24 protein-coding genes, 1 pseudogene and 1 riboswitch are annotated in these 25,930 nt (G+C 68.6%); of the genes and pseudogenes, 20 read left to right on the top strand and 5 right to left on the bottom strand.

All coding sequences use genetic code 11. From position 1 onward, the window contains the following. Nucleotides 1–146: 146 nt before the first annotated feature. On the bottom strand, nt 147–479 hold the full coding sequence (locus AC1DUN_RS18360; RefSeq protein ID WP_477715222.1) for a cell division protein ZapA: 333 nt from the start codon (nt 477–479) through the stop codon (nt 147–149). Continuing rightward, the gene (locus AC1DUN_RS18355; protein WP_074575200.1) at nt 476–715 is read right to left on the bottom strand and encodes a DUF904 domain-containing protein; all 240 of its coding nucleotides are present in this window, start codon (nt 713–715) and stop codon (nt 476–478) included. Before AC1DUN_RS18355 ends, AC1DUN_RS18360 begins: the two co-directional genes overlap by 4 nt. Nucleotides 716–761: 46 nt before the next feature. Then, nucleotides 762–1,050, top strand: a riboswitch (cobalamin riboswitch). Nucleotides 1,051–1,133: 83 nt separating this feature from the next. Here AC1DUN_RS18355 and AC1DUN_RS18350 point away from each other — a divergent pair. From AC1DUN_RS18350 to AC1DUN_RS18255, 20 genes and pseudogenes are all read left to right on the top strand, one after another. Further along, complete coding sequence (locus AC1DUN_RS18350; protein ID WP_477715221.1) at nt 1,134–3,074, top strand: TonB-dependent receptor domain-containing protein; 1,941 nt, start codon at nt 1,134–1,136, stop codon at nt 3,072–3,074. A gap of 18 nt (nt 3,075–3,092) precedes the next feature. Next, complete coding sequence (locus AC1DUN_RS18345; protein WP_477715220.1) at nt 3,093–4,433, top strand: cobyrinate a,c-diamide synthase; 1,341 nt, start codon at nt 3,093–3,095, stop codon at nt 4,431–4,433. Beyond that, nucleotides 4,430–5,281 carry an ABC transporter substrate-binding protein gene (locus tag AC1DUN_RS18340; RefSeq protein ID WP_477715219.1) on the top strand — a complete coding sequence of 284 codons (852 nt, stop codon included), beginning with the start codon at nt 4,430–4,432 and terminating at the stop codon, nt 5,279–5,281. Before AC1DUN_RS18345 ends, AC1DUN_RS18340 begins: the two co-directional genes overlap by 4 nt. Next, complete coding sequence (cobU, locus tag AC1DUN_RS18335) at nt 5,278–5,862, top strand: bifunctional adenosylcobinamide kinase/adenosylcobinamide-phosphate guanylyltransferase (RefSeq protein WP_477715218.1); 585 nt, start codon at nt 5,278–5,280, stop codon at nt 5,860–5,862. The genes AC1DUN_RS18340 and cobU overlap by 4 nt, the downstream gene beginning before the upstream one ends. Nucleotides 5,863–5,999: 137 nt before the next feature. Continuing rightward, nucleotides 6,000–6,857: an ABC transporter substrate-binding protein gene (locus tag AC1DUN_RS18330; RefSeq protein WP_477715327.1), complete on the top strand. Its 858-nt coding sequence runs from the start codon at nt 6,000–6,002 to the stop codon at nt 6,855–6,857. Continuing rightward, the gene (locus AC1DUN_RS18325; RefSeq protein WP_477715217.1) at nt 6,854–7,945 is read left to right on the top strand and encodes a FecCD family ABC transporter permease; all 1,092 of its coding nucleotides are present in this window, start codon (nt 6,854–6,856) and stop codon (nt 7,943–7,945) included. The genes AC1DUN_RS18330 and AC1DUN_RS18325 overlap by 4 nt, the downstream gene beginning before the upstream one ends. Further along, a pseudogene (locus AC1DUN_RS18320) lies at nt 7,942–8,727 on the top strand (ABC transporter ATP-binding protein); the annotation flags it as partial. The gene AC1DUN_RS18325 and the pseudogene AC1DUN_RS18320, both read left to right, overlap by 4 nt. Before the next feature lie 27 nt (nt 8,728–8,754). Beyond that, nucleotides 8,755–9,324 carry a cob(I)yrinic acid a,c-diamide adenosyltransferase gene (gene cobO, locus AC1DUN_RS18315; protein WP_477715326.1) on the top strand — a complete coding sequence of 190 codons (570 nt, stop codon included), beginning with the start codon at nt 8,755–8,757 and terminating at the stop codon, nt 9,322–9,324. 4 nt (nt 9,325–9,328) lie between these two features. Further along, the gene (locus AC1DUN_RS18310; RefSeq protein WP_477715216.1) at nt 9,329–10,192 is read left to right on the top strand and encodes an ABC transporter substrate-binding protein; all 864 of its coding nucleotides are present in this window, start codon (nt 9,329–9,331) and stop codon (nt 10,190–10,192) included. Between the two features lie 21 nt (nt 10,193–10,213). Continuing rightward, entirely contained in the window at nt 10,214–11,275 is a 1,062-nt protein-coding gene (cobW, locus tag AC1DUN_RS18305; protein WP_477715215.1) for a cobalamin biosynthesis protein CobW, read from the top strand. 15 nt (nt 11,276–11,290) lie between these two features. Next, nucleotides 11,291–15,109 (top strand): cobaltochelatase subunit CobN, encoded by a 3,819-nt coding sequence (gene cobN, locus AC1DUN_RS18300; protein ID WP_477715214.1) that lies wholly within the window; start codon nt 11,291–11,293, stop codon nt 15,107–15,109. Further along, complete coding sequence (locus tag AC1DUN_RS18295) at nt 15,106–16,173, top strand: magnesium chelatase ATPase subunit I (RefSeq protein ID WP_477715213.1); 1,068 nt, start codon at nt 15,106–15,108, stop codon at nt 16,171–16,173. The genes cobN and AC1DUN_RS18295 overlap by 4 nt, the downstream gene beginning before the upstream one ends. Next, nucleotides 16,152–16,844, top strand: a complete 693-nt coding sequence (locus AC1DUN_RS18290) for a vWA domain-containing protein (RefSeq protein ID WP_477715212.1) — start codon at nt 16,152–16,154, stop codon at nt 16,842–16,844. Before AC1DUN_RS18295 ends, AC1DUN_RS18290 begins: the two co-directional genes overlap by 22 nt. Nucleotides 16,845–16,875: 31 nt before the next feature. After that, nucleotides 16,876–17,271, top strand: coding sequence for a DUF1636 family protein (locus AC1DUN_RS18285; RefSeq protein ID WP_477715211.1), 396 nt, complete (start codon nt 16,876–16,878; stop codon nt 17,269–17,271). A gap of 77 nt (nt 17,272–17,348) precedes the next feature. Continuing rightward, a complete protein-coding gene (locus tag AC1DUN_RS18280) occupies nt 17,349–17,540 on the top strand; it encodes a CbtB domain-containing protein (RefSeq protein ID WP_074575189.1) in 192 nt (63 codons plus the stop codon). Nucleotides 17,541–17,559: 19 nt separating this feature from the next. Beyond that, a complete protein-coding gene (locus AC1DUN_RS18275; RefSeq protein ID WP_477715210.1) occupies nt 17,560–18,393 on the top strand; it encodes a CbtA family protein in 834 nt (277 codons plus the stop codon). Nucleotides 18,394–18,446: 53 nt separating this feature from the next. Continuing rightward, nucleotides 18,447–19,124, top strand: coding sequence for a 5,6-dimethylbenzimidazole synthase (gene bluB, locus AC1DUN_RS18270; protein ID WP_477715209.1), 678 nt, complete (start codon nt 18,447–18,449; stop codon nt 19,122–19,124). Then, nucleotides 19,121–20,140, top strand: a complete 1,020-nt coding sequence (cbiB, locus tag AC1DUN_RS18265) for an adenosylcobinamide-phosphate synthase CbiB (RefSeq protein WP_477715208.1) — start codon at nt 19,121–19,123, stop codon at nt 20,138–20,140. Before bluB ends, cbiB begins: the two co-directional genes overlap by 4 nt. Next, on the top strand, nt 20,137–21,156 hold the full coding sequence (locus AC1DUN_RS18260) for an aminotransferase class I/II-fold pyridoxal phosphate-dependent enzyme (protein WP_477715207.1): 1,020 nt from the start codon (nt 20,137–20,139) through the stop codon (nt 21,154–21,156). Before cbiB ends, AC1DUN_RS18260 begins: the two co-directional genes overlap by 4 nt. Further along, nucleotides 21,153–22,607: a cobyric acid synthase gene (locus tag AC1DUN_RS18255; protein WP_477715206.1), complete on the top strand. Its 1,455-nt coding sequence runs from the start codon at nt 21,153–21,155 to the stop codon at nt 22,605–22,607. The genes AC1DUN_RS18260 and AC1DUN_RS18255 overlap by 4 nt, the downstream gene beginning before the upstream one ends. Nucleotides 22,608–22,618: 11 nt before the next feature. Here the strand turns inward: AC1DUN_RS18255 and AC1DUN_RS18250 are convergent, their stop codons facing one another. The 3 genes from AC1DUN_RS18250 to AC1DUN_RS18240 form a co-directional block, all read right to left on the bottom strand. Then, the gene (locus AC1DUN_RS18250; protein ID WP_477715205.1) at nt 22,619–23,050 is read right to left on the bottom strand and encodes a hypothetical protein; all 432 of its coding nucleotides are present in this window, start codon (nt 23,048–23,050) and stop codon (nt 22,619–22,621) included. 88 nt (nt 23,051–23,138) lie between these two features. Further along, nucleotides 23,139–25,061 (bottom strand): sensor histidine kinase, encoded by a 1,923-nt coding sequence (locus AC1DUN_RS18245; protein WP_477715204.1) that lies wholly within the window; start codon nt 25,059–25,061, stop codon nt 23,139–23,141. After that, complete coding sequence (locus AC1DUN_RS18240) at nt 25,027–25,716, bottom strand: response regulator transcription factor (RefSeq protein ID WP_477715203.1); 690 nt, start codon at nt 25,714–25,716, stop codon at nt 25,027–25,029. The genes AC1DUN_RS18245 and AC1DUN_RS18240 overlap by 35 nt, the downstream gene beginning before the upstream one ends. Nucleotides 25,717–25,930: the final 214 nt, after the last annotated feature.

Here is a 25,930-nt window from a genome sequence, read left to right as displayed (position 1 = left end):
ACCAAGCCCGTGCTCGTAGAGCATTGGTTCAAGGAAATATAAAGCCCAATACGCATCGCAGACGTCTTCATTGTAGGCCTTTGCGGCCTTGCCCGGGACGCGATGAAGGGATCTGCAACGGAATAGGTGGCGGCGCGCGCCCGCCTTCAAAGCAGGCGGCCGTCTATGCCCAGGGCGGTGTCCAGGCGCTGCAGCAGCGCCGCGAGCTGCGGGCTCTCGGCATTGCCGGCGGTGGTTGCCTCGGCCGGCGCGGCCGCCGGCACGGGGGCGGCGCCCGGCGTGCGCTCGGGAAGCTCGAAGGCCAGGTTCAATGCCGCCAGCACGGCGATGCGGTCGCGCGCCTTGATTTTTCCGGCGTCGCGGATCCGGCACATGGCCATGTCGACGCGGTTGACCGCGTCCAGCATGCGCGCGTCGCCGTTTTCGGGGCAGCCCAGCAAATAGCTTTGGCCCATGATCTGTACTTCGAGCTGCTTCATGACTCGCTTCCCGCGGTGGTTTTATGGCCGTGGCCGCTGCTTTCGGGCAGGCGCTCGAGCAGGGCATCGACACGGGCGCGGGCCGCGCCCAGGCGCGACTTGAGGGAGTCGCGCTCCTGCGTCAGCAGGCCGACCTGTTCGGCCAGCAGCTCGTTGGTGCGCTGCAATTCCTCGTAGCGCAGCAACAGGCGCTCGACGCGTTCGGTGATCTGGTCGATTTGGGTTTGGTTCGCCATGGCAAGCCCGATTGTAGGGTTTGCGGCCTGAACTGGGGAAGGGCCGCGTAGAATCGCCCCTGTTGGTGCCCGCAGTGTGGTTCACATGCTGCAGTTCAACGGGAAGCAGGAGAGCGTCAAAGCCAGGCATATCGGGCCAAGCCCGAAGGCCGGCGCCCAGACCTTCAACCTGCGCTGCCCCCGCAACGGTAAAACGGACGAATGCGCTTTCCCGGCCTCACGGCCAGGGCTCATTCAGCTTTCATCATCAGCCACTGAGCGCCTTGAACAAGCGTTTGGGAAGGCGATGGAGGCGGCTCCGTCAGCCCGGATACCGGCCAACAAGGTGAACGCGCACGTCCAGTCCCTGGACTGGGTGTTTGTAACGCTCACACACCGGCGGGGAAGCCGGTGAGGGCCCATTGCTGACTGTTGATTCATGAATATTGCTCCCCACGCACGCCTGGCCGTGCTCCCGACGGCGCTGGCCGCCGCATTCCCGCTGGCCTCTCTGGCTTTTCTGGCGGCTTCTCCCGCCCTGTCGCAGACCACCCCAGCCGCGCAAACCGTTGTTGCGCCGCAGCTCAAGGAAATGGTGGTGAGCGCCACGCGCAGCGCCCAGCCCATCGGCGACGTCGTTGCCGACGTCACCGTCATAGACCGCGAAACCATTGAACGCGCCGGCCCGGTCGGGCTGGCCGACATCCTGGTGCGCGTGCCGGGCATACAGATCACCCGCAACGGCGGCACTGGCGCGAACACCAGTGTGTTTGTGCGCGGCGGGGAAAGCCGCCACACCCCCGTCTTCATCGACGGCGTGCGGGTGGAGTCGCAGGCGACGGCCGGCGGGGCCTCCTGGAGCAACATTCCGCTGTCGCTGATCGACCGCATCGAGGTCTTGCGCGGCCCCAGCAGCGCCATTTATGGCTCGGACGCCGTGGCCGGCGTGATCCAGATATTCACCAAGCGGGGCGAAGGCCCTTTCTCGCCCTCCGTGTCGGTGGGCTACGGCTCCTACAACACCAGCCGGGTCGAACTGGCCGCCAGCGGTTCGGCGGGCGCTTTCGACTATGCGCTGGGCTTGAGCCAGAGCCAGAGCGACGGCTTCAACGCGCGGACCATCGCGGGCCAGAACCCCGATGCCGACGGCTACAAAAGCCTGGGCGCCAACGCCAAGCTCGGTTTGCAGGTCAATACTGACCACCGCATTGAAGCCAACCTGATGCAAAGCCACACGGACTCCCAGTACGACGGCGGCCCCACGCGTGACTACCGCCGCATCGCCGACCTGCAGACCCTGGGCCTGCAGTGGGAGGCCAAATGGTCCGATCGCTACAGCACCAAACTGGCCCTGACCCAGGGCACCGACTCCGGCGAAGAGGGCCTGAACGGCTCGACGCCCCAGATTTCCTACGACAAGAGCACCATCAGCACGCTGCTGTTCCAGAACGAATACCGTCTGGGCGCCCACCTGCTGAGCGCCGCGCTGGAAAGCCGCCGGGACGTGTTCCGCCTGGTCGGCTCCGCGGTCATACCGGGGGGCGCGAGTGTGCTCAACAAGAACCGTTCCCTGGACGGCGTGAGCCTGGGCTACGGCTGGAGCGGCGGCGCGCACACCGTGCAGCTCAACGCCCGCCACGACAGGGACAGCGAATTCGGCGGCAAGACCACCGGCTCCGCGGCCTATGCCTTCGCGCTCACGCCGGAGTGGAAGGTGTCCGCCTCCGCCGGCACGTCTTTCCGCGTCCCCACGCTGTACCAGCGCTTCAGCATTTACGGCACCTCGACCCTCAAGCCCGAGTCCGGCCGCAGCGTGGAGGCAGCGCTCAAATACAGCCAGGGCACATCGCAGTACGGCATCACGGTGTACCGCAACCGCCTGACCAACCTGCTGAGCTTTGTCACGGGCAACGGCCCTTGCGTGAACGGCGGGCCGCCGACGGTGCTGGCCAACCGCGGCTGCTATGCCAATACCGCGCAGGCCCAGTACACCGGGCTGACGCTCACGGCGTCCGAGACCGTCGGCAATGTCCGCATCCACGGCTCACTCGATTTGCAGAATCCCAAGAACCGGATCACCAACCGCACCCTGCAGCGGCGCTCGCGCCAGTACGGCACGCTGGGCGCCGAAATGCCGCTGGGCGGCTGGCAGCTGGCGACCGACCTGGTGATGGCCTCGCACGCCTTCGACAGCGAGACCAGCAACGTGGTGCTGCCCGGCTACTCGGTCATGAACCTCAGCGCCACGACGGCGCTGTCCCCCGACTGGAAACTGGTGGCCAAGCTGGAGAATCTGACCGACAAGATTTACCAGACCGCCAACACCTATGCCACCGCCCGGCGTAACCTCTACGTCGGTGTGACCTGGGCACCCCGCTAAACCTTTATCCCTCCATCCATGCCACAAACCGTCCGTTGTCCCGCCATCCTTGTCGCCGCCCCGGCCTCCGGCCAGGGCAAGACGACGGTGGCCTGCGCGCTGGCACGGCTGCATACGCGCCAGGGGCGGCGCGTGCGGGTTTTCAAGTGCGGGCCGGATTTCCTGGACCCGTGCTGGCACGCCCTGGCCAGCGGCGCGCCGGTGTACCAGATGGACCTGTGGATGACCGGCGAGGCCGATTGCCGGGCGCGCCTGCATGAGGCCGCGCAGGAGGTGGACCTGATCATTGTGGAAGGCGTGATGGGCCTCTTTGACGGCGAGCCCAGCGCGGCCGACCTGGCGCAGCGCTTTGGCCTGCCGGTGCTGGCGGTGGTGGATGCTTCGGGCATGGTGGCGACCTTTGGCGCGCTGGCCTTCGGCCTGCAGCACTACCGCCCCCACATGCCCTGGGCCGGGGTGCTGGCCAACCGCGTGGCCAATGCGCGCCATGCGGCCATGCTGCAGGCCAGCGTGGCGCCCGGGCAGTGGCTGGGCGCGGTGCTGCGCGATGCCGCCATGAGCCTGCCCAAGCGCCACCTGGGCTTGACCGTGGCCGCCGAGGTGACGGATGCCATGGAGCGCCTGGATGCCGCGGCCGACGCGCTGGCCGACACGCCGCTGGGCCGGATGACGTTGGAGGATTTGCAGCGCTGGGCGGTGGGCTTCGCGGCCCCCGAGACCCCTGCGCCCATAAATCTGGCGCTGAGCGGCAAGACGATTGCCGTCGCGCGCGACGCCGCCTTTTGTTTTATCTACGCCGCCAACCTCGACACCCTGCGCGCGCTGGGCGCCGAGCTGGTGTTTTTCTCGCCGCTGGCCGACGCGGCGCTGCCCGCCTGCGACGCGCTGTGGCTTCCCGGCGGCTATCCCGAGTTGCATGCCGAAACGATTGCCGCCAACACCGCGCTGCGAGCCAGCCTGGCTGCGCACGTCGCCGCGGGCAAGCCCGTCTGGGCCGAGTGCGGCGGCATGATGGCGCTGTTTGACACCCTGGTCACGCTGGACGGCCGGCGCCATGCGCAGTGGGGCGTGCTGGCCGGCGAGGTGAGCATGCAAAAGCTGCTGGCCGGCCTGGGCCCGCAGCAGCTGCAACTGGCCGGCGGCACCTTGCGCGGCCATACCTTCCATTACTCGACCACGGCCACGCCTTTGCAGCCCGTGGGCCGCACCTCGCGGCCTGGCACCACACCCGCGCCCGATGCGGGCGAGGCCGTGTGGCAGCATGCGGCGGTGCGCGCCAGTTATTTCCACGCCTGGTTTCCCTCCTGCCCCGAAGCCGTGGTGGAACTGTTTACCGCGCCCGCCGGAGTACCCGCATGAGCGCCGACCTGCTGCATTTCAATCCCGGCCCGCAGCGCATCGTCTGCCTGACCGAGGAGACCACCGAGTGGCTTTACCTGCTGGGCCAGGAGCGGCGCATCGTCGGCATCTCGGGCTACACCGTGCGGCCCAAACGCGCGCGCGACGAGAAGCCGCGCGTCAGCGCCTTCCTGAGCGCCAAGCTGGACAAGATCATGGCGCTGCAGCCCGACTGCGTGCTGGGCTTTTCGGACCTGCAGGCCGATATTGCAGCCGACCTGGTCAAGCGCGGCGTGCAAGTCACCATCTTCAACCAGCGCAGCGTGGCGGAAATTTTTTCCATGCTGTTCCAGCTCGCGGCCATGGTGGGCGAAGCGGAGCAGGGCGTCCGGCGCATCGCGCAGATGCAGGCCGGCTTGCGCGCCATGCAGGCGGCCGTGGCGGCCAGGGTGGCCGCCGGCGCGCGCCGCCCCAAGGTGTTTTTTGAAGAGTGGGACAGCCCGCACATCAGCGCGATCCGCTGGGTGTCCGAGCTGCTGGGCATGGCCGGGGGCGACGATTGTTTCCCCGAGCTCGCGGCGCAGTCCCTGGGCAAGAACCGCATCATCGCGGATGGCGCCGAGATCGTTCGTCGCAACCCCGACATCATCCTGGGCTCCTGGTGCGGCAAAAAATTCCGGCCCGAGAACGTGGTGGCGCGCGAGGGCTGGAGCGCCGTGAACGCCGTGCGCCACCAGCAGCTGTTTGAAATCAAGTCGCCCGACATCCTGCAGCCCGGCCCGGCCGCGCTGACCGACGGCGTGGCCAGGATGCACCAGATCATCCTGCAGTGGATGGATGCGGACCAGTCCGGAGCGTTCAAGCCATGAGCGAATTGCACATCGCCCGCAGCGAACTGGTCCTGGGCGGCCAGAGAAGCGGCAAGTCGCGTCGCGCCGAACTGCTGGCCCAGCACTGGCTCGCGCAGTCGTCCGGCCACCGTGCGGTCTTCATCGCCACCGCCAGGCCCTGGGACGAAGAGATGCGCGAACGCATACGCCGCCACCAGCAGGACCGCGCCGAACGCTTGCCAGGCATGGCCACCGTCGAAGAGCCGCTGGCGCTGGCCGAGGCCCTCTTGCGGCACAGCGCGCCCGATACCCTGGTGGTTGTCGATTGCCTGACGCTGTGGCTCACCAATCTGTTGATGCCCGCGCCGGGCCTGGAGCTCGATGAGCCCGCCAAGGCCGCGTGGGAACAGGCGGGCCTGCTCGTGAGCGCCATTGGGTCCGCCCCGGGGCCGCTGGTGCTGGTCGGCAATGAAATCGGCCTGGGCGTGATTCCGCTGGGCCGCGAAACCCGTGCCTTTGTGGATGCACTGGGCCAGCTCAACCAGCAGGCGGCCGGGGCCTGCGAGCGCGTGACACTGATGGCGGCAGGCCTGCCCCTCACCTTGAAGGATGCGGCATGAGGCTGTACCGATCAAAATGCCTTCGCGCGTTCATGCGGTACTTGCGGGGCGGAGTGCCAGGGTGTTTTGCGCAGGTAAAGGAGGAGCCCGCAACGCGGGCGGGGGACACGGAGCAAAACGGCCTGGCATTCCGCCTCCTGGCGCTTGTGTTTGTGGTCTCTTTCGCGGGTGCCGCACACGCCCTGCAGCTGACCGACGATCGCGGCGCGACCATCACGCTGCCCCGGGCGCCGCAGCGCATCGTCAGCCTGCTGCCTTCGCTGACCGAGACCGTCTGTGAGCTGGGCCGCTGCCAGAACCTGGTCGGGGTGGACCGCTATTCCAATTTCCCCGCCAGCGTGCAGAAGCTGCCCCAGGTCGGCGGCGGGCTGGACCCCAACATCGAGATGATCGTCGCGCTCAAGCCCGATGTGGTGCTGCTGGCCACCTCTTCGCGCGCGGGCGACAGACTGCAGGCTCTGGGCCTCAAAGTGGTGGCCCTGGAGCCCCGCAGCCATGCCGACGTGCAGCGCGTGATGCTCAAGCTGGGCCAGTTGCTCGAAGTGCCCGATGCCGCGCGCATCTGGCGCGCGATCGACGCTGGCGTTTCGGCCGCGGCCCAGTCGCTGCCGCCCAGCGTGCGCGGCACGCGGGTCTACTTCGAGGTCAACCAGGGCCCGTATGCGGCGGGGGAGTCGTCCTTTATCGGCGAGACGCTCACGCGCCTGGGCGTCAAAAACATCGTGCCGGCCAAGCTCGGGCCCTTTCCCAAGCTCAACCCCGAATACATAGTCCGCGCCAATCCCGACCTGATCATGGTCGGCCAGCGCAGCGCCGACGGCCTGCAGGCGCGGCCCGGCTGGCAAGGTATGCGCGCGCTGCGTGAGCAGCGCGTTTGCATCTTTCCGACCGAAGAGGCCGATGTGCTGGTGCGCCCCGGCCCGCGAATGGCCGAGGGCGCGCGCCTGATGGCCCGCTGTTTAGCCGATAAAGCACCCAAGGGAGCCAAACCATGATGCAGGCCCGCGTGTGGTGGCTGGTCTGGGCCGGTGTGCTGGGCGCGCTGGCCCTGGTGGCGCTGGGCATCTGCGTGGGCAGCGCCGGGCTGGAAAATTTGATCGGGCCTTTGCTCAATCCCGCGCAGGACCCGCCGCAAACCGCGATGGCGCAGCAAATCATCTGGCAAATCCGCCTGCCGCGCACCCTGGGCGCCTGGGCTGCCGGCGCCTTGCTGGGCCTGGCCGGTGCGGTGGCGCAAGGCCTGTTCCGCAACCCGCTGGCCGACCCCTACCTGCTGGGCAGCGCCTCGGGCGCCTCGCTCGGCGTGGCGCTGGCGCTGGCCGCCCTGGGCGGCGGCGCCGGCATGTTGGGCGGATCGGTAGGTGGAAGCATGATGAATGGCGGCGTGGCCGTCAGCGTGTTCTCCAGCAGCCTGTGGGTGCGCCTGGGCCTGACCGGCGCGGCCTTTCTGGGCGCCGTGTTCGCGGTGATGCTCACGCTGGTGCTCTCGCGCGGCGTGGGCCACACCCTGCGCCTGCTGCTGGCCGGCGTGGTCGTGGGGGTGGTGCTGGGCGCCATGACGCACCTGGTACTGCTGTTTTCGCCCGAATCGCTGCAGGCCATGCAGGCCTTCATGCTGGGATCGACCGCTTTTGTCGGCTGGACTTCGTGCATCCTCATGGCCAGCGTCTGGGGCCTGTGCGTGCTGGCCGCGTGGCTGCTGGCACGCGTGCTCGACGGCCTGAGCCTGGGCGACGCCACGGCCGTCAGCCTGGGCCTGCCGGTGGCGCCCATGCGCGCGGCACTGGTCGCGGTGCTGGCGCTGGCCACGGGCACTGCCGTGGCGCAGACCGGGCTGATCGCTTTTGTGGGCCTGGCCGCGCCGCACCTGGTGCGCTCCGTGGTCAAGACCACGCATGCCCACCTGATGCTGCTCTCCAGCCTGATGGGCGGCGTGCTGCTGATGGCCGCCGACACGCTGGCGCGCGGGTTGATGGCGCCGCAGGAACTGCCCGTGGGCATGCTCACCGCGGTGCTGGGCGGCGGCTACCTGCTGTGGCTGATGCACCGCAGCAGCAGCCTGGGCGGAGGGCGCGCGGCATGAGCACGGTGACGACTCCCATCGCCCTTGGCGCGCAGTCCATCTCGGCCAGCCTGGGCCATGGCGTGCAAAGGCAGCAGGTGCTGCACGGCATAAACCTGGACATCGCCTCCGCGCGCTGGACCAGCATCGTGGGCCCCAACGGCGCGGGCAAGTCCACCTTGCTCAAGGCCCTGGCCGGCGTGCTGCCGCACAGCGGCAGCGTCGCGCTGCTGGGCCAGCCCCTGCAGCAGCTGCCGCACCGCGAGCGCGCCCGCCAGCTGGCCTGGCTGGGCCAGAATGAAACCTCGGCCGACGACCTGACCGTATGGGACGTGGCCATGCTGGGCCGACTGCCGCACCAGGCCTGGCTGGCGCCGCCCAGCGCGGCCGACCGTGCGGCGGTGGAGCAGGCCCTGCGCGCCACCCGCGCCTGGGACTGGCRCCAGCGCGCGCTGGGCCAGCTGTCAGGCGGCGAGCGCCAGCGCGTGCTGCTGGCCCGGGCCCTGGCAGTGCAGGCCCAGGTGCTGCTGATGGACGAGCCGCTGGCCAACCTGGACCCGCCGCACCAGGCCGACTGGCTGGATGTGGTGCGGGCCCTGGTGGCCGAGGGCAAGACCGTGGTCAGCGTGCTGCACGAGATCACCATGGCGCTGCAGGCTGACAGCCTGGTGGTGATGGCCGAAGGCCGCGTCACCCACCAGGGCCCCTGCGCCGATCTGGCGACCCACCGGGCCCTGGAAGATGTCTTCGACGGACGCATTGCCGTCCACCCCTTGCAAGGGCAATGGATCGCATTGCCCAAAGTTACCCAACCTCCCAAGAGGGCCCCCATGCAAATTGAAACCCCACCTTCGGCCACCCCCTACGAAAAACCCACCGGCGAGCGCCGCGGCCTGGTCCTCATCAACACCGGCCACGGCAAGGGCAAAAGCACGGCCGCCTTCGGCCTGGCCCTGCGCGCCCACGGCCGCGGCAAAGCCGTCAAGGTCTACCAGTTCATGAAAGTACCCAGCGCGCGTTTTGGCGAGCACCGGCTGTTTGAGCAACTGGGCATCCCGATTGAAGGCCTGGGCGACGGCTTCAGCTGGAAAAGCCGCGACCTGGAGCACTCGGCCCAGCTGGCGCTGGACGGCTGGGCCCGGGCCGAAGCCACCATACGCGCCGGCGAGCACTTCATGGTGGTGCTCGACGAAATCATGTACCCGCTGCGCTACGGCTGGGTTCCGCTGGAAGCTGTGCTCAGCTGCCTGCGTGAACGCCCGCCGCATGTGCACGTGGTGCTGACCGGCCGCAATGCGCCGGCCGAGCTGGTGGAGCTGGCGGATACGGTGACCGAAATGACGCTTATCAAACACCATTTCAAGGCGGGTGTACCCGCCCAACGCGGCATAGAGGATTAAGACCTTGTTCTCCTCCGCTTCCTATTCGGCCATGCGCCTGTTGCCTTCCGCGGCATCGCTGGCAACCCTGGGGCTGCTCTCAAGCCTGGCGGTGGCGCAGGGTGTGCAGCCGGTGTCACGCATCGTCACGCTGGCACCTTCGCTGACCGAGGCCGTGTGTGCGCTGGGCCACTGCGCGCAGCTGGTGGGCACGGACCGTCATTCGACCTGGCCCAATTCGGTGCAGGTGCTGCCCAAGGTGGGCGGCCTGGAAGACGCGCAGATCGAGCGCATCGTCACCCTGCGCCCGAATATGGTCCTGCTGGGGCCACGCAGCCGCGCCGGTGAAAGGCTTAAAGCCCTGGGCGTGCCGGTCATGACCTTTGACGCGCGCACCCATGCCGACCTCAAACGCATGCTGCTCAAGCTGGGCGACACGCTGGGCGAGCCGGCGCGTGCCACTGAACTGCTGGCCCGCATGGAGGCCGAGCTTGACGCCGCGGCCGCCCGCATGCCCGCCGCCCTGCGCGGGCGCAGCGTGTATGTGGAAGTGGGGGCGGGCTCGTCCGCCGCCAGCGACAAAAGTTTTATCGGCGAGACCGTCGCCAGGCTGGGCCTGGTCAACGTGGTGAGCGGCGAGCTGGGCCTGTTCCCCCGAATCAACCCCGAACTGCTGTTGCGCCGCCCGCCCGACATCATCATCGGTCCGCGCGCCACGCTGTCCAACCTGTCGGACCGCCCCGGCTGGAGCACGCTGCCCGCGGTGCGCCAGCAGCAGCTGTGCCTGCTGGATACCGAGCGCATGGACCTGCTGTCGCGCCCCGGCCCGCGCCTGGGCGAGGCCGCGCAAATGCTGGTGGAATGCCTTACGGCGCTGCCGCCCCGTTAATTTCTTCAACCGAGACACATCATGCAAACCCGAAAAATCCCCGCCACCATCGTCACCGGCTTTCTGGGCAGCGGCAAGACCACGCTCTTGCGGCATCTGCTGGCCAATGCGCAGGGCCGCCGCATCGCGGTCATCGTCAACGAGTTCGGCGAGCTCGGCATAGACGGCGAACTGCTGCGCGGCTGCGGCATAGGCTGCGACGAGAACGGCGAAGAAAACGGCCAGCTCTATGAACTGGCCAACGGCTGCCTGTGTTGCACCGTGCAGGAAGAGTTCGCGCCGGTCATGGAAAAACTGGCCGCGCGCCGCGACCAGATCGACCACCTGATCATCGAGACCTCGGGCCTGGCCCTGCCCAAGCCGCTGGTGCAGGCTTTCCAGTGGCCCACGCTGCGCAACACCTTCACCGTCGATGCGGTGGTGACCGTGGTGGACGCGCCCGCGGTGGCTGCCGGCGACTTTGCCGACGACCCGGTCGCTGTGGACGCCCAGCGCCGCGCCGACGACAACCTGGACCATGAATCGCCGCTGCACGAGCTGTTTGAAGACCAGCTGGCCACGGCCGACCTGGTGGTGGTGCACAAGACCGACGGCTTGACGGCCGAGCAACTGGCCGGCGTGGAAACCGCGATCCGCGCCGAGACCGCGCCCGGCGTCAAGCTGGTGCAGGCCCAGCACGGCCGCATCGACATCGGCGTGCTGCTGGGCCTGGAGCGCGCGGTCGAAGACGTGATCGACCAGCGCAAGACCCACCACGACGAAGAGGAAGACCACGACCATGACGCCTTCGACTCGGTGCAGGTGGCGCTGGACGTGCCCGGCCGCGAGGCACTGCTGGCCGCCTTGCGCGGCGTGGTGGAGCGCCATGAGATATACCGCGCCAAGGGTTTTGTGGCCTTGCCCGGTTCGGCCATGCGCCTGGTGGTGCAGGGCGTGGGCACACGCTTTGACAGCTACTTCGACCGCCCCTGGCGCGACGGCGAAGCGCGGCAATCCCGTCTGGTGCTGATCGGCTCCGGGCTCAATGCCGCGGTGTTGCAGAGCGAGCTGAGCACGGCGCTGGCGGTGCCTGTCGCGGCGTAACGATAAAAGAACGCCATGCATTTGCTCTCCACCCGCCCCGGCGGCCACGTTGAAGACGGTGGCCAGGGCGTGGTGCGCGTGGAGCAGACGCCGGGCGACATTGTGGTGCTCAGCGCGGCCGACACCACGCTGTCCCTGCTGGCCGATGCGGCGCAGCAGCTGCCCGCCGGCTTTCCCACGGTGCGCCTGGCCAATCTGATGTGGCTGCGCCAGCCCGCCTCGGCCGACATGTATGTCGACGAGGTGCTGCGGCATGCGCGTGTGGTGGTCATAGACCACCTGGGGGCCGCCAGTGACTGGGCTTATGTGGTGGAGCGGGTGCGTGAACTGGCGGGCGCGCGAGGGCAATGGCTGGCCCTGTTCTCGGGTGATGCCGCCGAAGACCTGCAACTGCTGCTGCGCAGCACCGCCCCGCATGAGGACTGCCGCGAGCTCTGGCGCTGCCTGCGCGAAGGCGGCCGCGACAACGCGCGCACATTTTTTGAATTGATAGGCCACGCCGCCTTCGGCCTGGGCGCACGCCCCGCGCCGCCCGAAGTGCTGCCGCCCGCCGTGGTTTACCAGCCGCTGGAGAGTCCTCCCTGGCGAGACGGTGCGCCCGCCGCGCTGCTGGTGTTTTACCGCGCCCACTTGCAGGCCGGCAACACCGCGGTCTTTGATGCCATGTTGGCCGCACTCAGCGCTGAAGGCCTCAACACCGTGGCCGTGGCGGTTGACTCGCTCAAGAACCCGGCCAGCCTCGCGCTGCTGCGCTCGCTGGCCGCTGAACACGGCGTGGGCGTGGTGCTCAACGCCACCAGCTTTGCCATCACCGCACTCGACGGCGACGACGTGGACAGCGTGCAGGGCGCGCAGATGGAGCCCCTGGCCGGCGACGCCCCGGTGCTGCAGCTGATCACCGCGGGCTGCTCGCAGGAGCAATGGCAGGCCGACCCGCACGGCCTGGCGCCGCGCGACCTCGCGATGCAGGTGGTGCTGCCCGAGGTGGACGGCCGCATAGGCACACGCGCCATCAGTTTCAAGGGCCTGGCCTGGCGCTGCGAGCGCACCGAGGTGGACGTGGTGCGCTACCAGCCCGAGCCTGAACGCATGGCTTTTGTGGCCGAACTGGCACGCCGCTGGTGCGCGCTGCAGGGCAAACCCAACGACACCAAGCGCGTCGCGCTGATCCTGGCCAACTACCCCAATGACGATGCCCGACTGGCCAACGGTGTGGGCCTGGACACACCGGCCTCCACCGTGGCCTTGCTGCGCGCCATGCGGGAGGCAGGCTACGCGACGGGCGAATTGCCCGAAGGCGGCGACGCCTTGATTGCCGCGCTGGTGGCCGGTGTCACCAACAACCTGGAGGCCAACCCCATGCGTCCCGCCGGGCAAAGCCTGGCCATGGCGGACTACCTGCAGGATTTCAATCGCCTGGACGCGGCCAGCCGCGACGCCGTCAACGCGTTATGGGGCCCGCCCGAACAGGACCCGATGGTGCGTGGCGGCCGCTTTATGGTGTCCGGCCTGCGCCTGGGTAATGTGTTTGTCGGCATACAGCCCGCGCGCGGCCGCGACCTGGACCTGGTGGCGACTTACCACGATGCCGACCTGGTGCCCACGCACAACTACCTGGCCTTCTACTTCTGGTTGCGCCGCCAGTTTGCGGTCGACGCGGTGGTGCACGTGGGTAAACACGGCAACCTTGAATGGCTGCCCGGCAAAAGTGTGGCCTTGGGTGCGACCTGCTGGCCTGATGCCATCCTGGGCCCGTTGCCGCACCTCTATCCCTTTATCGTCAACGACCCCGGCGAGGGCAGCCAGGCCAAGCGCCGCACGCAGGCCGTCATCATCGACCACCTGATGCCGGCGCTCACGCGTGCCGAGACCTACGGCCCGCTGCAAAAGCTGGAGCGGCAGATGGACGAGTACTACGAGGCCCTGTCGCTGGACCCGCGGCGCGCGCGGCGCCTGCGCGAGGACATCCTGGCGCACGTGCTCGCCGAAGGCCTGCATGCCGACCTGGGCTTTGCCAAACCCGCCGACGACGCGGGCCGTGAGGCGTTGCTGCAGCGCCTGGATGCCTACCTCTGCGAGATCAAGGAATCCCAGATCCGCGACGGCCTGCACATACTGGGCGCATCGCCCCAGGGCCGCCAGCAGGTCGACACGCTGGTCGCGCTGGCGCGCTTTCCGGGCGGTGCGGCCGCCGGCCAGCGCAGCCTGCTCACGGCACTGGCCCACGACCTGAAACTGGAAGGCGTGGACGGTTTTAACGCACTGAGCCCCGAATGGGCCGCGCCCTGGAATGGCCCACGCCCCGCCGTGCTGCAAGCGCAAAGCGAGGACGCCTGGCGCCATGCCGGCCACACGCGCGAGCGCCTGGAGCTGCTGGCCCGCCAACTGGTGGCCGGCCATGTGGTGGCCGATGAAGCGTGGGACGAACCCGCCTGGCCGCACAGCGCGCCGGTGCTGCGGCGCATGCGCGAGGTGCTGCGCCCGCGCCTGGATGCCTGTGGCCCGCAGGAAATTGCGCAGTGCCTGTGTGGTTTGTCGGGTAAGTTTGTGCCGGCCGGCCCCAGCGGCGCGCCCTCGCGCGGCCGGCCCGACGTGCTGCCCACGGGGCGCAACTTTTATTCGGTGGACACACGCGCTGTGCCCACGCAGACCGCCTATGCCATGGGCGCTGCCGCCGCCGAGCGTGTGGTCGAGCGCCACCTGCAGGACCACGGCGAGATGCTGCGCTGCCTGGGCCTGTCGGTCTGGGGCACCAGCACCATGCGCACCGGCGGCGAGGACATCGCCCAGGCCTTCGCGCTCTTGGGCGTGCGGCCCCGCTGGGCCGAGGGCAGCAGCCGCGTGGTGGACATCGAGGTGCTGCCCATGGCCATGAAGCACCGGCCGCGTGTGGACGTGACCCTGCGCGTGTCGGGTTTCTTCCGCGACGCCTTCCCCAATGTCATAGACCTCTTCGACACCGCGGTGCGCGCCGTGGCCGCGATCAGCGAAGAGGACGAACCCGACGAGGTGAACCCCATCCGCGCCCGTGTGCGGCGCGAAGCGCTGGAGGCGCAGGCCAGAGGCCTGAATGCCGAGGCGGCCGAACGCGAAGCCAGCTGGCGCGTGTTCGGCCCGCGTCCCGGCGGCTATGGCGCCGGGCTGCAGGAAGTCATGGCCAGCGGCCGCTGGAACGATGGCGCCGACCTGGCCCAGGCTTATCTGCGCGCGGGCGCCTTTGCCTACGGCCAGGGCGGGCATGGCGTGGCCGCGCGCGGCAGCTTCGAGCAGCGCCTGGCCGGCCTGGACGCCGTGCTGCACAACCAGGACAACCGCGAGCACGATGTGCTCGATTCGGACGACTACTACCAGTTCCAGGGCGGCATGGCGGTGGCCGTCGAAGCCCTGACCGGTGAGCCCGCCGCGCTCTACCACGGCGATTTCAGCGTGCCCGGCGCGCCGCGCATACGCACGCTGGGCGAGGAAGTGGCGCGCGTGGTGCGTTCGCGCGCCGTCAACCCCAAGTGGCTGGAGGGTGTGCGCCGCCACGGCTACAAGGGCGCGTTCGAGATGGCGGCCACGGTGGACTACCTGTTCGCCTTTGACGCCACCACCGGCGTGGTGGGCGACCACCAGTACGCGCTGGTGGCCGAGGCCTACCTGCACGACGACACCAACCGCGAATTTTTGCGGCAGCACAACCCGCTGGCCTTGCGCAGCATCGGCGAGCGCCTGCTCGAAGCCATGCGGCGCGGCCTCTGGGAAGCGCCTGGCGAGCACCGCGAACGCATCGAAGAGCATTTGCTGGCGCTGGAGCGCCGGCTTGAAGAATACGGAGAAGGACCCCTGGCATGAATACTCCCGAACTGAACATCACTGTCGAGCCCGCCGAGCGCGCGGCCTTTCCGTTTACCGCGCTGGTGGGCCAGCCGCAACTGCAGCGCGCGCTGCAGCTCGCCGCCATAGACCCCGGCATAGGCGGCGTGCTGATCAGCGGCCCGCGCGGCACGGCCAAGTCCACCGCGGCGCGCGCGCTGGCGGCGCTCTTGCCCGGCGCGCCCTTTGTCACCTTGCCGCTGGCCGCCAGCCTGGAGCAGTTGGTGGGCACGCTCAATGTGGAAGACGTTCTGCGCGACGGCCGGGTGCGCCTGGCGCCGGGCCTCCTGGCGCGCGCCCATGGCGGCGTGCTCTATGTGGACGAGGTCAACTTGCTGCCCGACGCGCTGGTCGACGCCTTGCTCGACGCGGCCGCCAGCGGCGTGAACACGGTGGAGCGCGACGGCATTTCGCGCCAGCATGCCGCGCGTTTTGTGCTCGTGGGCACCATGAACCCGGAGGAGGGCGAACTGCGCCCGCAGCTGCTGGACCGCTTCGGCCTGTCGCTGGTGCTGGCCAACCCGGTGGACGCCGCACAGCGCACCGCCATCCTGCGCGCGCGCCTGGGCTTTGACGAAGATCCCGCCGCCCTGGCGCAGCAGCATGCGCAGGAGCAGGCCGCCTTGAGCGCGGCGCTGGTGGCCGCGCGCGCGGCATTGCCGCGGCTGGGCTGGTCCGACGAGGTACTGAACCATGCGGCTGCTTGCGCGATCGCCGCCGGTGTGGACGGCATGCGCGCCGACCTGGTGATGCTGCGTGCCGCGCGCGCGCTGGCGGCGCTCGAAGGGCGCGGCGAAGTGACGACGGCCGATGTGGATGCCGTGGCCGAACTGGCGCTGGCGCACCGCCGGCCCGAGGGCAGCGCAGCGCAAGCACCTGCCAACACCGGGGCACAGCAGCAGCCCCGACACCATCCAGAGCGCCCGCAAGATGAACCGTCTGCCGCATCCGCCCCGCAAGGCGACTGGGGCGCGCTGCCGGCCCAGCCCGAAGGCACGGCCAAGGTCCAGGCGATCGCGGGGTGGCCGCCAAAAAAAGCCTAGGCCACCGCAGCCGCCGCCCGCGCAAAGGGCCCGGCGGCTGGCGGTGGCCTCCCTCGCACACACCTCTCACAACAGCCGCGCTGCCTGGTGCCAGGCAGCGCAGTGCCGCCATCGCCTGGCTGCCCACGGTCGTGGCCAAGGGGCAGTCGCCGCTCAAGCGCGAGCACCTGCGCCGCCAGCCCGTGGCGCTGCGCCCCAGCCGGCTGCACTGCATCGTGCTCGACACCTCGGGTTCCATGCGCCGGCACGGCCGCCTGGCCCTGGCCAAGGGCCATGCCGCGTTCATGATCGAGCAGGCCGCGCGCCTGGGCGACGAGGTGGCGCTGCTGCGCTTTGGCGGGCAGGGCGTGGAGCTATTGCTGCCGCCCGGCCCGGCGCGCGCCGCCGGCAGCCAGCGCCTGCGCCCGGTGGGCGGCGGTGGCGGCACGCCGCTGGCCGAGGCCTTGCACCAGGCTGATCGCCTGCTGCAGCGCAGGCTGCGCCGCAATGGCCCCATCGAATGCTGGCTGTGGCTGCTGACCGACGGCCGCACGCTGGAGCAACCATCGCCGCCGGCCGCGCAGCACCTGGTGATCGTGGACTTTGACGATGCCAGCAAACCCCTGGGCCGCTGCGCCGCCTGGGCCGTCCGCTGGGGCGCGGAGCACCGCCTGGCACTGCCCGCCGCATGAATCACTTACCGACTTGAACCTTCCCATACCGATGACCGATACCGAAATCATTGTCTGCACCACCTGCCGCCCGGCCGGCGCCTCGCGCGAGCTGCCCGCCCAGGGCCTGGCCCTGTTCGAAGCCGTGCAGGACGCGTTGCTGGTCTGCGAGCTGGACACCGGCGAGCACGAAGGCCTGCAATTGCGCGGCCAGGCCTGCATGAGCGGATGCTCCCGCGCCTGCACCGTGACGCTGCAGGCCCCGGGCAAGTTCACTTATTACTTCGGCGACCTGCCTTCCGACGCTGAAACCGCGGCCCAGGTGATTGCCTGCGCGCAGCTGCACAAGCACAGCGCCGACGGCAACCTGGCCCGCAACACGCGGCCCGAGCGCCTGCGCGGCGGCATACTCGCGCGGCTGCCCCCTGTCGGCCTGGGCTCGACATGACGGGCCGAATCCATTACGTTTGCATCAATCAAGTTTCTTTTTTCACCCATCAACCCTGCCAACCCAAGGAGATCACCATGACCGAACCGACAACGCTGACCCACAGCCCTTCCGACGTCCTGAACCCCGGCCTGGCCGTGCTGCGCCCGCTGCTGGGCGCCGCGGCGCTCGGCCTGGTCGTCCTGTATGGCGTGGCTTTTGCCGAAAGCCCGCTGGCGCATAACGCCGCGCACGACGTGCGCCACATCACCGTCAAACCCTGCCACTGAGCAGCCCCGGGAGACATCCATGATTTTTCAACGACTGATCTGGGCGGCCCTGGCCACCGCGGTGGTGGTGGGCAGCCTGCAAACCGGCGTGCAGCGCTGGCAGGCCGCTCCGCTGATCCTGGCGGCCGAGGTGTATGAGGAACAAAAGGCCGAGGCCCCCAAGCCGGCTGAAGCGCCCGCGGCCCATGTGCACGCCGCGGGCACCGCGCCCCATGACCATGAGCATCCGCAAGGTGCGGCCAAGGAATGGGAGCCCGCCAACGGCGCCGAGCGCACCGGCTGGACCTGGGTGGCCAATATGCTGCACGCCTTCAGCATGGCGCTGCTGCTGTTCGCCGTCATGGGCGTGTGGCTCTACCGGCGCGGCGCCGCGGTGGCTTCGCTGCGCCTGGCCGGCGTGGTGGCGGCGGCCGGCTGGCTGAGCTTTCACTTCTGGCCCTCGCTGGGCCTGCATGCGGAAGTGCCCGGCATGGAAGCCGCGCCGCTGCAGGCCCGCCAGCTCTGGTGGGTGCTGGCGGTGGCCAGCGCGTCCGGCGCCTGCGCCGTGGCCGGATTCTCGCGCGCGTCCTGGCGCTGGCTGGTGGCCGCGGCCTTGCTGGCGCTGCCCTTTGTGGTGGGCGCGCCCAAGCTGCAGGGCGATGCCCTGGCCGGCTTCGGCCCTGAAGCCCACGCCGCGCTCGAGCAGCTGGGCACGCAGTTCATCTGGGCCACCACCTGGGTGTCCCTGACGTTCTGGGTGAGCCTGGGGCTGGCGGGCGGATGGGCTTTCCAGCGCTGGGTACGCCCGGCTTTGCTGGCGGCGCTGCAGCGCGCCGATGCGCCCGCCGCGGTCGCCGTGCAAGCTCCGCAGTGAGTGCTCCGGCGGGTTCTGTGTCCACCGTCGGGGCAGGCCCGGTCGATCTGGCCGTGCCCGCTCACGCCTTCAGCGCCGCCGAAAGGCAGGCGGTGTACCGGGCCATCCACGAGCGGCGCGACATGCGCCACTTCAGCGGCGGCACGGTGGCCGACGAGCTGCTGCAGCGCCTGCTGTCGGCCGCGCACCATGCGCCCAGCGTGGGTTTTATGCAGCCCTGGCGTTTTATCCGCGTGCGCAGCCGGCCCTTGCGCGAGGATGTTCATGCGCTGGTTGAGCAGGAACGTGTGCTCACGGCCAAAGCCCTGGGCGAGCGCGAAGACGAGTTCATGAAGCTCAAGGTGCAGGGCGTGCTGGACGCCGCCGAGGTGCTGGTGGTGGCCTTGCCGCCGGGGCGCGAGCAGCATGTGTTCGGCCGCCGTACCCTGCCCGAGATGGACCTGGCCTCGGCGGCCTGCGCCATCCAGAACCTCTGGCTTGCGGCCCGCGCCGAAGGGCTGGGCATGGGCTGGGTCTCCATGTTCGAGCCGCAACAGCTGGCCGCGCTTTTGCGCATGCCCGAAGGCAGCAAGCCGGTGGCCGTGCTGTGCCTGGGGCCGGTGCAGGCCTTTTACGAGCAGCCCATGCTGCAGGCCGAAAAGTGGGCGCGCCGCGCGCCGCTGGCCGACATGGTGTTTGAGGACCTCTGGGGCGCCGCGCCTTCCTCCCAAGAATCCCAAGAAGCGCCATGATGGCCTGGACCGGCCTCTACCTTTTGCACAGCCTGCCTTATGTCGCCGGCTGCATGGTGCTGGCCCTGGGCCTGGCGCTGTGGATAGACAAGTACATGGGCGAGCCGCCTTCGCCCGTCCATCCGGTGGTCTGGATGGGCAATTACCTCAAAGCCTGCGGTAGCGTGACGGTGCGCCGCGCGCCGCCGGCGGCATTTGTGCTGGGCGCGCTGGCCTGGTGGCTGGGCGCGGCCCTGGTCTGCGCCATCGCCTGGGGCGCGCAGGCGCTGGTGTTCTGGCAACTGGCCGGCTATGCCGCGGCGCCGGCCTGGCAGGCTGCCATCGACACCACGCTGCTGGTGGTGCTGATGGCCTGGCTGCTCAAGTGCATGCTGTCCTGGCGCATGCTGCGCGAAGAAGTCGGCGCGGTGGAGCTCGCGCTGGGCCAGTCGCTGGAGGCCGGGCGCGAGCGCCTCTCGTGGCTGGTGAGCCGCGACACTACGCAGCTCAGCGCCAGCCAGGTGCGCGAAAGCGCGATTGAATCGCTGGCCGAAAACCTCAATGACTCGGTGGTCGCGCCCATCTTCTGGTTTGTGCTGCTGGGCCTGCCGGGTGCCGCCGTCTACCGCTTTGCCAACACGGCCGATGCCATGTGGGGCTATCGCGGCGTCTATCGCGGCAAGAACTGGGAGTGGGCCGGCAAATGGGCGGCGCGCGCGGACGACGTGTTGTCCTGGCTGCCGGCGCGCCTCACGGCCTTGCTGCTGGCACTGGCCTCACGCGGCCTGCCTTTTCATGCCCTGTGCCGCGAAGCGCGCAGGACACCGTCGCCCAACAGCGGCTGGCCCATGGCGGCCATGGCGCTGGCGCTCGGTGTTTCGCTGGGCAAGCCGGGCGTCTACACGCTGAATCCCCGGGGACGGCCGCCCGAGGCGGCGGACACCGCGCTGGCCCAGGGCCTGGCCGCCCAGGCGGTGTTTGCGCAGGTCTTTCTTGCCATGGCAGCGATGCTGCTGGTGGCGATGGCGGCGGTATGAGCGCCAAGCCATCGCGCATCCACGGCGGGCCCGACGGCCTGGGCGTGCCGCTGCATGACTTTTCTACCAACAGCAATGCCTGCGGGCCATGCCCCGCGGCGCTGGCCGCCGTGCGGCAGGCCGATGCCACACGTTATCCCGATGCCGGCTACACGGCCTTGCGCGCGCGGCTGGCTGCCTTTCATGCGGTGGACGAGGCGCGTGTGTTGCCGGCCGCGAGCGCCAGCGAATTCATTTTTCGCATCACAGCCCTGGCGGCCGGGCAGGGTGCGCGCGCCGTCTGGCTGCCGCCCCTCAGTTATGGCGACTATGCGCAGGCGGCTGCCGCGCATGGGCTTGCCATCACCCACAAGCCCCGCGATGCGCAACTGCTCTGGGCCTGCGAACCTTCCAGCCCGCTCGGGGCCGCGCAGGATGGTTTGAGCGCGCTGGCCGATGGCCGCCAGGAACAGGCGTTGCTGGTGCTGGACCGTGCTTACGAACCCTTGCGGCTCAGCGCCGTGCCCACATTAACGAAGCGGCAACTCAACAGCGTCTGGCAGCTCTGGACGCCCAACAAGGCGCTGGGCCTGACGGGCGTGCGCGCCGCCTATGCGATTGCACCGCTGGGACAGGAGGGCAGCGCCGCCGCGCTGGAGCAGCTGTGTCCCTCCTGGCCCGTGGGCGCACATGGCGAGGCCATGCTGCAGGCCTGGACCGATGGGGAGGCGCAGGAATGGCTGGCCGCCAGCCTCAAGACCCTGCGCGAATGGAAAGCCAGGCAAATCACAGTCTGCGAATCCCTGGGCTGGCACTGCCTGCCCAGCGAGGCGAATTTTTTCTGCGCGCAGCCGGTCTTGCCTGAAGGCCTCAGCCTGCAAGAGGCACTGGCCGCACTGCGCACCCAGGGCATCAAGCTGCGTGACACCACCTCCTTTGGCCTGCCCGGCCATGTGCGCCTGGGCGTGCAGCCGCCCGCCGTGCAGGATGCGCTGCACAATGCATGGCAACAACTCTCTTCTCAAACCCGTTCATGAGCGCAAAAAGTGTGATGGTGCTGGGCACCACCAGCGGCGCCGGCAAAAGCTGGCTGACCACGGCGCTGTGCCGCTACTACGCGCGCCAGGGGCTCAAGGTCGCGCCCTTCAAGGCGCAGAACATGAGCAACAACGCAAGAGTGGTGTCTGAAGGTGAAATAGGCAGCGCCCAATACTTCCAGGCCCTGGCCGCGAGGGCCGTGCCCGACGTGCGCATGAACCCCTTGCTGCTCAAGCCCGAAAAAGACACCCAAAGCCAGGTCGTGCTGATGGGCCAGGTCAATGCCGAGCTCTCGCGCATGGAGTGGCGCGGCCGCAGCGCCTCGGTCTGGCCCGTGGTTTCGCAGGCGCTTGACGAATTGATCGCCGAGAACGACGTGGTGGTAATGGAGGGCGCGGGCTCGCCCGCCGAGATCAACCTCAAGGCCAGCGACATCGTCAATATGCGCGCCGCGCAGCACGCCCATGCATCCTGCCTGCTGGTGACCGATATAGACCGCGGAGGTGCCTTCGCCCATCTCTACGGCACCTGGGCTTTGCTGGACGAGGCCGAGCGGCGCAGCATCAAGGGTTTTGTGCTCAACAAATTCCGGGGCGATGCCAGACTGCTGGCGCCCGGCCCGCAAATGCTGCAGGACATGACGGGTGTGCCCACGGTGGCCACCTTGCCGATGTGGTGGCAGCACGGCCTGCCCGAGGAGGACGGTGTGTTTGATGACCGCAGCGTGGCCAGCGGCGCCGTGACCCGAACCGTTGCGGTGATCGCTTATCCGCGCATCAGCAACCTCGACGAATTCCAGCCGCTCAAAAACGTGCCCGGCTTGCGCCTCAAGTGGGTGCGCAGCCCGGCCGATCTTATGGGCGCTGACTGGGTCATATTGCCCGGCTCCAAGCACACCAGCGGTGACCTGGCCTGGCTGCGCGCGCAGGGGCTGGACCAGGCCGTGGCCGCGCACGCCGGCCGCGGCGGCGTGGTGCTGGGCATTTGCGGCGGCCTGCAGATGCTGGGCGAGGCGCTGATAGACCCGCACGGCATAGACGGCAATGCGCCCGGCCTGGGCCTGCTGCCGGTGGTCACGGTGTTTGACCAAGCCAAGACCGTGCGGCACCGGCAGGCCGTGTTCACGCCGTTGCAAGGGCCGTGGGCCGGCTTGTCGGGCGTGGGTGTGCAAGGTTATGAAATCCACCACGGCCAGACCGTGCCGCATTCGGCCATGGCGGCGGCCGGTGATATCGCGCATGCGGTGATGGCCGAGGGTCTCGCCTGGCAGAACCAGGCCGGCAATGTGCTGGGCCTGTATTTGCACGGCCTGTTTGAGGACCCGCGCGTGCTCAAGGCCTTGTTCGGCGCGGCCGTGCCCACGCTGGACTCGGTGTTTGACGGGCTGGCAGACTACATAGGCGAGCACTTCACGCCCGGCGTTCTGCAATCGTTGATCAGCGACCGTTAAACACTAGCACGTCATTGAACGCGCTTGAGCGGCCCGAAACAGGCCTCCAGCGAAGCGGCCTTGCAGACGATGAACTGGTCCTGTTTGGGGCTGAACTGGATAAAGCGGATCACGCTTTCGTCACCGTCCGCATGCAGGTCGCCCGAGCAGTCGCGCTTGCCGTTGCTGCTGGTTACGGTTTCGGTCAGCGGGTAAAAGCCCGTCGTCGTGGGCTTGGCCGGCACCTGGTAGTCGCCCTGGGTGACTTCCTCGCCGCTGGTGCCCAGGCGCCTGCCGTCGGCGCGGTATTGCCAGGTTTCGGTGCAGGTCTTGCCGGGCAGGGTCCAGCTCCAGGTGCCCACAATCGGATGGGTTGTTGCGGGGCTGGGGGCGGCGGGCTGGGCCTGCGCGAGGGCGCCGCACAGCAGGGCGGAAAGAATGCTTGATCGCAAAAAAAAGTTCATGGCGGCGTGTGGGTGCTAAGGGCTATCCCGCGATTATGAAGACGCGGTGTAAAGCGCCTGTGGGCCGCACACGTAAAGCCTTTGCCCGCTAGGGGCGCTTTTCCGGCAGCTTGAGCGTCAGCGTGGTGCCCGCGGCCGAGGAGTGCAGCAAGAGCTCCGCGCCTATGGCCTGGGCGCGGCGCTGCTGGTTGGCCAGGCCCTTGCCGCCGCCGGCCAGCGCCTCGCTGATGGAAAAACCGCCGCCGTTGTCGGCGATGATGACGCTGACATAACCGTTTTCGGCACCCGTCATCACCCTGATCTGCGTGGCGCGGGTGTGCTTGAGGGTGTTGGTGAAGGCTTCCTGCAAGATGCGCAGTATGTGCAGCGCGTTGCGCGGGTTCAGCCAGTCCAGCGGCGGCACGTCGGAAACCTCCCAGCGCAGCGAGATGCCGGCGCCCGCCAGGCGCGGCCCCAGGCGAAAGCGCAGCGTGGCCAGCAAGAGCAGCAGGTCGGCCTCCACCGGCTCCATCGAGTCTATGGTCAGCTTGAGGTCGTCTATGCAGCCCTTGAGGACCTCGGCCACATCGGCTTCGCCTAGCCGGCCGGCTTCCACCACGCGCAGCGCGCTGACCAGCGAGGAGCCCAGGCCGTCGTGCATGTCCTGTGTGAGGCGCTGGCGCTCCTGGCTCAGCACCTCGCGCTGCTCGACCTCGCGCAGCCTTTCATAGCTCGCCGCGAGTTCGGTCTCGCGGTTCTTGAGGCTTTCTTCCAGCCCGGTATTGAGCTGCTCCACGGTGGCCAGGGCGCCCACATACTGGCGGAACATGATCACCACAAACACGCCGAACAGCAGCATGGCCGCGTAAGGCGTGAGGTAGTAGCTTTCCAGGTCGACCACGTACTTGAGGCGGGCCCAGTCGTAGACGCCGAACACATAGTTGACCAAAAAGGCGGTCGACAGCATCTTCGCGTCCAGCGAGCGGCTGCGCCATGAATGCCACAGCCCGATGACCGCGATGACCGTGGCCATGCTGATCAGCAGCAGGTGGGCATAGGGCCGCAGCGCCAGCAGGCTGGGGAAGACGGAGGCAAAGGGCAGCGTGACGATGGAAAACACCACGGCCATCGCCAGCATCACGCGGCTGGTCCGGGGCATGGCGCGGCCGTGCAGGAACTGCAGGAAATAGTGGGTGACCAGCGACTGCCACATCAGGGCGTTGAGAGTCAGCCAGATGAACCAGGCGTCGCTGACGATGAGTTTTTCGGGGCCGAGCTGGAAATGCCAGCGGCGCGTGGCATTCAGCACCGCCATGGCGAACAGGTAAAGGCTGGCGGGCTGGCGGCGCACCACCCAGACCGCCAGCGAAAAAAGCCCCACCGCGAGGAAGGCGGCGCTGCACATAAAGGGCAGCTGGTTGGCCAGCCAGTCGCGCCTGCCGGCCATTTCGACCAGGCTGTCGGAGTCGCCGGCATAGAAGGAGGAAATCCCGGCCTCGGGCGAGGGCAGGCTGTCCAGTCGTATCAGCAGGGTTTTTGGCGGCGGGCTGTCGGCGGTCAGGTTCAGCGGCAGCAACAGCGCGGGGTGGCTGAAGAGGTTCCAGACCGGGCTGCCGGTGGAACGGTAGCGCAGCCGGCCGTCGGCATACACCGCGATCTGGCCGGCCGCGAGCCAGCGTATCAGGTAGAAGTGCGTGGGGCTTTTGCTGCCCTGCAGCTCATCAAGGTGTATGCGCAGCCAGGTGGTGACCACCGGCCGTTTGCCGGTGTCCGAAGCCGCCGGTGTTTCAATCACGCGCGGCAATGCCACCTGGGTCCAGCTTCCGGGCAGGGCGCTGTCGTCAACCGTGGCCGCCAGCGGCTTGAAGCTGGTCGCTTCTTCGCGCAGCATTTCGGCCTTTGTGTAGTGCACGACAGTCCCCGCGGCCCAGGCGGAGGGGCCGCAGGCCAGCACCCAGGCGCACAGCAGCAGCCAGCGAAGCACGGCCCCGCGCAGCTCAGGCCGCCAGAATGCCCTGGTTCCTGGCTTCATAAATCGCTTCGGCCCGCGAATTCACATTGAGCTTGCTGTAAATGCGCCGCACATAGGTCTGCACCGTGTGCTGCGAGACCTGCATCAGCCGGGCGATCTCGTCGGCGGTAAAGCCTTTGGTGATGAGTTCCAGCACTTCTTTTTCACGGCTGGACAGCACGGCCTGCTCGCCGGCGGCCGGGGCCGGCGCGGCAGCCGGCGCCACCGGGGGCGCGGCGCGAAAGCGCATCAGGATCTGCCGGGCGATCAGCGGGCTGATCGGGCTGCCGCCGCCGTGCAGGCTGCGGATCTCGTGCAGCATATTCTCGGGCTCGCTGTCCTTGAGCAGGTAGCCCGATGCGCCGGCCTCTATGGACTGCAGCACATGGGCCTCGTCGCCGAAAGCCGTGCACACCATCACCGCGCAGGTCGGCCATTGCGCGTGCGCCGCGCGTATCACGTCGATGCCCGAACCATCAGGCAGGCCCAGGTCCACCAGCAGCACATCGGCGGGCGCGCCCTGCAGCGACTGCAGGCCTTGCGCGCGCGTGCTGGCCAGGCTCATCAGGCGTATGTCGGGCGAAGCCGAGATGGCGGTCACGATGGCGTTCTGGAAAAGGACGTCATCCTCCACGAGCGCCACGTGGATGGGGGACGGGGCTGGACTGGGCTGCATATCGGTTCCTGCGTTGGCGCATGCCTTGTGCATGCCTGGACGTCCCGCCCGCAGGATGGGAAGCGGACGGCCGGAAATATCGCCATTGTGCTTCAAGGGCGGGCTGCTGCGTGTCCCCATATCTAGGGACAGTTTGGATGCCTTGCGGCGCGAAATTCCGGCCTTGTCGCAGGAAAGAGGGACAACAGCGTATCGCGCGGATGACGGTGTTAAC

The organism is Polaromonas sp. P4_F6, assembly GCF_056401275.1.
Note: the sequence above shows the minus strand (reverse complement) of the source record. Positions and strands in the feature narration are given on the sequence as shown.